This window comes from Streptomyces sp. NPDC060198, assembly GCF_042728415.1.
GTDB lineage: Bacteria > Actinomycetota > Actinomycetes > Streptomycetales > Streptomycetaceae > Streptomyces.
Genome location: NZ_JBHWZJ010000350.1, coordinates 1 through 7322, shown reverse-complemented (window position 1 = coordinate 7322; position 7322 = coordinate 1). Strand labels below are relative to the sequence as shown.

The window sequence follows — 7322 nt, the reverse complement described above, 5'->3', positions numbered from 1 at the left end:
CCTTCTCAGGTGCAGGGAACGCCGTTCAGGGCGAAGCCGGTCGGCGTGGCGCCGGGCACCCCGGTTCCCTGGAATCCGAAGGACACCGAACCGCCCGGAGCAACGGCCTTGTTGTGGCCGGCGTCGGTGGCCGTCACGGCTGCGCCGGTCTGGGTGGCGGTCGCGTTCCACGCGCTGGTGACCTTCTCGTTGCCGACGAAACTCCAGGCGAGACGCCATCCGTTCACCGCGGTGGTGCCGGTGTTGCGGATGGTGACGTCGGCGGTGAAGCCGCCGCCCCAGGAGGAGCCGACCTTGTACGCGACGGCGCAACCGGCACCCGGCGTCGGGGTCGGGGTGGGAGTGGGTGTCGGGGTGGGAGTGGGCGTCGGCGTGGGAGTGGGTGTCGGGGTCGGGGTGGGCGTGGGAGTCGGGGTGGGCGTCGGAGTAGGAGTAGGGGTGGGCGTCGGACCGGATCCGTCCGGCAGCGCTCCCCACTGACGTGCGTCCCCGTCCAGCAGCACCAGGTTCGGCGCGTCCGCCGGGGTGGCGCCCGGTGTGGTGGGCAGGCCCTGGAGGGACCAGTCGTTCGACGTGTCCCAGGCCCCCGAGGAACTGATGCGGAACTGGACCTCCTTGCGGTACGCCGACTGCCCGGCGGGCGCGATCACCGTGTTCGAGCAGTCCACGTTCACGTAGTACACGTCGCCCGCGTACCGCGTGGGGCCGCTCGCCGTACCGCACTGGTTGTAGTTGGTGGTGACCGTGATGGCCGTCGGCGAGACTCCCGACTCCAGTGTGAAGTAGTACCGGAGGGAGGCCTTCGTCAGCGATCGGGCGGGCCAGGCCGACTTGTTCACCAGGTACGCCTTGATCTCGGTGAAGTTGCTCCCGGAGGCGTTCACCGACGCCTGTGCCAGCACCTGCGGCCCGTCCGGCTGCTCGGTCGGCGGGAAGGCGGTGAGCGGGGCGCCGCCGTACTCGGCGTAGAGGCGGGCGAGGGCGCCGGTGAACGCCGCGTTGTAGTCGGTGGCGACCTCGTTGTTGGTGTAGTTCTGCCGGTCGTCGGTGTAGGCGTCGTCGGCTGCGCTCGGTCCGCCGACGAGGGCACCGTAGAGGGTGTGGCGGCTCTCGACAGGGCTGGTGATCTGGTCGGTCCACGAGCCGTGCGAGGTGCGGTGGTGCGGCTTGGTGGGAGGAGTGTTGCCGAAGCCGACGACGTAGCTCGCCCCGCGCGGGTTGTCGCCGAGCGCGTAGTTGATCTGGCGCACCGCGAAGTCGTGGTAGCGCGCCTTGCGGGTCGCGTCGCCCGTCAGCCAGTCGCTGTAGGAGAGCGCGGCGAACGCGGTGTTGGCCGCGTACCGCAGCGAGCCCCACGAGTCCAGCACGGCCTCGCCGCCGGGTGAGTACCGGACCTTCTCGCCGTTCACCCCGGAGGTCCACCAGTCCAGCCACCGGTTGGAGTCGTCGATGTACTTCTGCTTCCCGGTGATCTTGGCGAGCAGCACGTAGGAGCCGTAGGAGGTGTCGTCCCAGGAGAGGGTCCACCGGTAGGAGCGGGTGGTGGTCTGTGACTCGGTGGAGAGGCCGTCGTAGTACTGCTCGGCCTTGGCGAGATAGGCCGCGTCACCGGTGGCCCGGTAGAGCCAGACGGCACCCCACACCAGCTCGTCCTGGTACCCGCTCCAGGAGTTGTAGTACGACTTCGCGTCGGTGATGCAGTCGCTGTACTTGCCGCGATAGGTGTCGGCGAACGCGTACAGCTGCTTCGCGTGGGTGACCAGCTTCGCCGCGTAGGCCGGGTCGTCGTCGGCGAACAGCATCGAGGAGGAGGCCATCGCGGCGGCCGTCTGCCCGGCGAGGTCCGTACCGGGGCAGGAGGCGTCGATCCGGTAGGCGGGCCGGGCCATCGGCATCACCTCGGCCGGACCCCACCACTTGTGGTCGTCGGCGCCGTTGCCCACCTGGCCGTACAGGACGTTCGCAGACGGATGCGCCCTGACGAAGTAGTCGTTGACGAAGCGCAGACTGTCCTTGAGGTGCTTCAGCTGCCCCGACGCGGTGTACGCGGCCTTCTGCTCGACGCCGCCCCAGGCCAGGACGGTGGCGCTGTACGCCATGGGCAGACCGAACTTGACGTGGTCGCCGGCGTCGTACCAGCCGCCGGTCAGATCCAGACCGACGTCCTTGCCGTCGTCCAGACCCGAGTCGCCGCGCCAGGAGACCCGGTTGTCGTCGGGCAGACGGCCGGAGCGCTGCGCCTCGTAGAAGAAGAGCGACTTCTGCAGCGCCTCGCCGTAGGCGAACGCGGGGGCCGCCTCGGCCGGGGTCGCGGCGAGCGGTGTGAGGGCGGCGGCGAGCAAGGCGGTCACACCGGCGAGGGCGACGCCCCAGCGGGAACGCCCATTCCACGTGGGACGTAGACGCGAGAGCAGTCCGCGACGTGGGCGCGCGAACCGCTGCTCTGCATGCACCTGACAAGCCATGATGTCTTCTTTCCGTGGGGGGAGCGTCGGCCATGAGCGGCGGCGCGAGGCGCCATGGGAGCGCTCCCGCGCTTCAGATTGCCGCGCTGCGAAACGAAGCGGCAATGTGCGAACGCGCCACTTCTGCGCCGTGTGGCTGAAACTGTGCGATTGCCGAACGAGCTGTCCGCCCCGGACGCGCGGCACGGGCAAGTCGTCCATGGGTCATCGGAACGGGGTGCGGCCACCTCACCGACTCTTCGCAAGGCGTCCAAAATCACGTTGGTGCACGGGCGTTGACAGGGCGTCACCCCGCTCCCAATATGGGAGCGCTCCCATCGGTGGGAGCCGGCCGCCGACCCGCATGCGCCCGCCGCACCGCACTCACGTTCCGCCTTCCGCGCCGCCCACGCGGAACCTTCCGCTGCCCGGGCGGCACTTCGCCACCACGCCGGTCGTACGCCTGCTCGACGGCACCGCCCGACATCCACCGACCCGCTCGTGACGACGGACCACCCAGTGAGGACTCCCATGCCAGCACCGCACGGACCCGGCCGCCCTGCCGCCACCGGCTTACGCCCCCTCGCGCGCGGCGCGGCCGTTCTGGCCGTGGCCTCGGCCCTGCTGACGTCGCTGGTCGGCGTCGCGCCCGCCGCATCATCGGCGACCGACGCCGCGGACGTGGACGTCCAGGTCAACGCCCAGGCGGCGCTGGGCCGGCTGTCCGACACCGCCCGCGGCGTCAACGCGGCCGTGTGGGACTCGCACATGAACGATCCCGAGGTGGCCGAGCTGATGAAGGCGGCCGACGTCGGGGCGATGCGCTATCCCGGCGGTTCGTACGCGGACATCTACCACTGGGAGACGCACTCGGCGCCCGGTGGCTACGTCGCCCCGGGCACCGGTTTCGACGCCTTCATGGGCACCGTCGCCGCCACCGGCGCACAGCCCATCCTGATCGCCAACTACGGTTCGGGCACACCCGAGGAGGCGGCCGGCTGGGTCAGGTACGCGAACATCACGAAGAAGTACGGCGCGAAGTACTGGGAGATCGGCAACGAGATCTACGGCAACGGCCACTACGGCAGCGGCTGGGAGCACGACGACCACCAGGACAAGAGCCCCAGCGAGTACGCCCGCCAGGTCCGCGCCTACGCCGCGGCCATGAAGGCCGTCGACCCGACCGTCAAGATCGGCGCAGTCCTCACCTCTCCGGGCGAATGGCCGGACGGCGTGACCGGCGACGGGGACTCCGGTGACTGGAACAACACCGTGCTGCCCCAAGTGGCCGACGTCATCGACTTTGTGAGCGTCCACTGGTATGCGGGTGGATCCGACACCACCGCCGCGGACGCCTCGGCCAAGCTGGCCCGGCTGCCCGGCGAACTGCGGGAGGTACGCAACCAGCTCGACCGGTACGCGGGCGCCGACTCACCGGGCATCGGCATCGCGCTCACCGAGGTCAACACCAACACCGGTGGCGCCCGGCTCACCGCCCGTTCCAACGGACTCTTCGCCGCCGACGCGTTCATGACGGCTCTGGAGAACGGCGTCTTCAACGTCGACTGGTGGAACACCCACAACGGCGTCGGCGAGATCACCACCGTCGACGGCGAGACCGACTACGGCGACATGGGGATGCTCTCCAGCGGTGCCTGCAACGGTGACGTGTGCGAGCCGGCGCCGAACACGCCGTTCCACCCCTACTACGGCATGAAGATGACCAGCCGGCTGGGCACCGCGGGCGACACCATGGTCGCCTCCGCGTCCTCCGCGCAGGACGTCTCGGCACACGCGGTTCTCCGTCGCGACGGGCGGCTGAGCGTCCTGCTCGTCAACAAGAACCCGGACGCCGCCCGGACCGTGGACCTCGACTACGCGGGCTTCACTCCGGCCGCCACCGCACCCGAGGCCAGCCGCTACGCACCGGGCGACACCGACATCACCGCGCTCGCCGCCGGGGAGGCGTCCGCCTCCCGGGTCACCGTGCCGGCGTACGGACTGCTCTCCCTCACCCTCGAACCGCGGGCCGGCACCGGGCCGGGAGCCTCGGCCGCCGGAACCCCTGGCACCCCGAAGCTGGAAGGGGTGACCGACACCACCGCGAGCCTGTCCTGGGGGAGCGCGACGGGCGCCGCCCGCTACCTCGTCCAGGAGCGCGACGGCGCGCACACTCACCTGATCGGTGAGTCCACCGGCACGTCCGTGACCCTGCGGAACCTGCCCCCGGGCAGCACCCACACGGTCAACGTGCTGGCGGCCGACGCCTCGGGACGGCTCTCCGGAGCGTCCTCCCCGCTGACCTTCACCACCGGCGTCCCGTCAAACGCGTCCTGTGCGGTGACGTACCACCGTGACACGAGCTGGGGCAACGGCTTCGTGTCCACCGTCACCGTCCGCAACCTCTCCGACGTGCCGATCACCGGCTGGACCGTCGACTGGGACTGGCCGACCGGGACCCAGACGGTAGGTTCCGGCTGGAACGCCACGTTCCACCAGACCGGCTCGCACGTGCGGGTGACCGCACCCGACGGCGCGGGGCCGCTGGCCCCGGACGGCGGCTCCACGGTCTCCTTCGGATTCGTCGGCGCCAACGACGGCCCCAACCCGGACCCGACGGTCTTCCGCCTCAACGGGGCGGTCTGCGCACGCGGCTGACGCCTGGTCCGCCCCGGCCTATGACCTGCAGGCCCACCCTGCCCCGGGGACGCCCTCCCCGGGGCAGGGTGGGCCGAGCGGCAGGGGCGTCCTCGGCCGCATATGAACGGGAGGGTCGAGTACCTCAATCGACCCTGCTGGACGAATGGGCCTGCGCACGGTTCTACCGAGGCATAACGGCGGGACCTCGACCCGCGGTGCTGCACACCTGCAATCGCCTCCGCGGACATCGCTCAAGGGGCAACCACTCGCCAGCAGCGTCCCCCGACCTCATGGGGCAACAGACCTACCGCTGTACCGGGCGAGGATTCTGGACGGGCGCTTCCTGATCTGGTGCGTCCCTGCCGCAAAGAGCTCGGTGATATCGCAGGTGGGCTTCGCTTATGTGGTGCTTCGGAAGCCGGCGGAGCATGCTCTGGTGACTGCCGTCCGCCGTCGCGCGGACGGCTCCTTCCGGATCAATGTATATTGCCAACGTATCGAATTGGACATGATGGTTGGGGCACAGAACGAGCAAGTTGGCGAGCTCGTCCGGTCCATTGTGCGGTCGCCCGAGACCTCGGATGTGAGCTGCTTCGCTGTATGTGCCGAAGCGTTTTGCTAGCTGCTCTCCGCAAACCTGGCAGTGGTCGGAGTGCATCTCCTTCACTTTATTGGCCAGTCCGACATCGCGTACTATGCGAGACGTGTTGGTGGCGCGGCGAGCGGCAGGGTCGTGTTGATTTGTTTCCTCTGCCAGTTCTTCGATCCCGCTGGCGTTCTCGTAGCCGGCCAGACCTAGCCGCTCCATCAAATTGTGCTGAGCGAACTCGGCGAAGTAAGTCTCTCTCAGGACAGCGATCGCCTGGGACCGTACGAACGGGTCGCTCAACAGGAAGTCGGCCTGTTGCGTAAACCCCGCTTGAGGTTTGTACCTATCGAGCACTGGGACGCTGATCTTGCCTGCCCGCTCCGCCGGAAGGCCATCAACGTCCCACAGGCCGCTCGTCCGAAGATGCCAGAAGGGGTACTCCGGCGTCGGAGACGACTGAGGGTGACCGAACTCGATCAATAGCTTGCCCACCCCGTCGCGGAACTCCGGCCAGGGAGACAGACGCGACTCTCCTCGGGCGTTCTTAGCCATGGCCCACATCAGAGTTAGGGGCTTGTGCAGGCTCGGGCGTCCGTCCTGCCGATGAACTTTGAGGTTCTTCAATCTCCCCATGAGCGCGGCTGCCGTGAGTCGTGGCTGCCGGTCGCCGTGCCCGGCGTTGTGTACCGACCTGCTGCGCGACTGCGTAGGAGTCAGGGACAGCGCAACCTCACCCGCGTGGCGGCTGGGGGAACGAGAGCCGATTTTGGGCTCCTCGAGGTGAAGGGGACGTTGGCGAATCTTCGGCAAGATGGCATGGCCACCTTCCACCCAACGACGCCAGGACTGCGGCGCGTGTTCCAGCGACTCAGTCGTCGAGAGCCTCTGATTGGCGCGCGCTTCGATCCAGGCCCAGTTCAGCAGGTCATGTTCTGCACCTAGGTCGAGAAGGGCCAATTCATAGCGGAGATTGGGGAACGGTCGGCCCTTGTCGCTTTGCTCGATCTCTTCAACGTCCTCTATGACCGCCAAGCCGCAGAACTTTACATATCCCTTGTGAGTCTTGTTGCGCGTGACCGTCGCGAAGACCAGCAGTGGCGCGGCCGAGATCCGCTCTTGCGCGGTCATCGCACGATGGTTTGCCCATGCCTTCCGCAAAACTTTGTTGCCCTGCGTCTCGCCAACAGAAACGGTGTGGTCGACCCGTTGATCTCCAAAGTAGGTGACGCGCCCGTTTTCTAGGTCGAACTCGTCGTGCCAGGGCGTCTCGGTAGAGCCGGCCTTCCAGGGGCTCGAACGTATGAGGACCGCCGGTCGCCTTGCGGCGCGTGCGACCTTGACCTCTGCAATTGGGTTGATCCCTTTGCTCAGCTGTATCGGGGCAAGAACCTGTGAAGCAGTGAGGTGATGGATGTTCGGGTATCCATCCATGAACCCGATGGAAGGGTCCCTGTTCTGCGAGGACCGCATCACTTCACCGACACGCAACTGGCTACCCACCGAGCATCCCCACCTCGCCGTCGTTGTGCCGGTGATTGTGCCAGGCACGACGAGGAACGAGGCAAGGGGGGCGAACGGCCTTCTGCGCCGCCTCCGTGACAATTCATCCTGAACCGCCGAGAGTCCTCCCGATGGGGAGGGCTCTCGGC

General features: G+C 68.1%; 3 protein-coding genes. 1 reads left to right on the top strand and 2 read right to left on the bottom strand.

Translation table 11 applies throughout. The annotated features are described in order from the left end of the window. Positions 1–5: 5 nt before the first annotated feature. Positions 6–2351, bottom strand: coding sequence for a glycoside hydrolase family 9 protein (locus ACFWEP_RS28840; protein ID WP_387374331.1), 2346 nt, complete (start codon positions 2349–2351; stop codon positions 6–8). A 624-nt stretch (positions 2352–2975) separates the two neighbouring features. Here ACFWEP_RS28840 and ACFWEP_RS28835 point away from each other — a divergent pair. Beyond that, entirely contained in the window at positions 2976–5102 is a 2127-nt protein-coding gene (locus ACFWEP_RS28835; RefSeq protein WP_387374329.1) for a cellulose binding domain-containing protein, read from the top strand. 286 nt (positions 5103–5388) lie between these two features. On the opposite strand, the gene ACFWEP_RS28830 is transcribed toward ACFWEP_RS28835, so the two are convergent. Beyond that, a complete protein-coding gene (locus tag ACFWEP_RS28830) occupies positions 5389–7173 on the bottom strand; it encodes an HNH endonuclease (RefSeq protein WP_387374327.1) in 1785 nt (594 codons plus the stop codon). Between the last annotated feature and the right edge of the window lie 149 nt (positions 7174–7322).

Bases quoted from the DNA above. Each gene is read 5' to 3' on its own strand.
- ACFWEP_RS28835 (WP_387374329.1), top strand. From the start codon at position 2,976: ATGCCAGCACCGCACGGACCCGGCCGCCCTGCCGCCACCGGCTTACGC.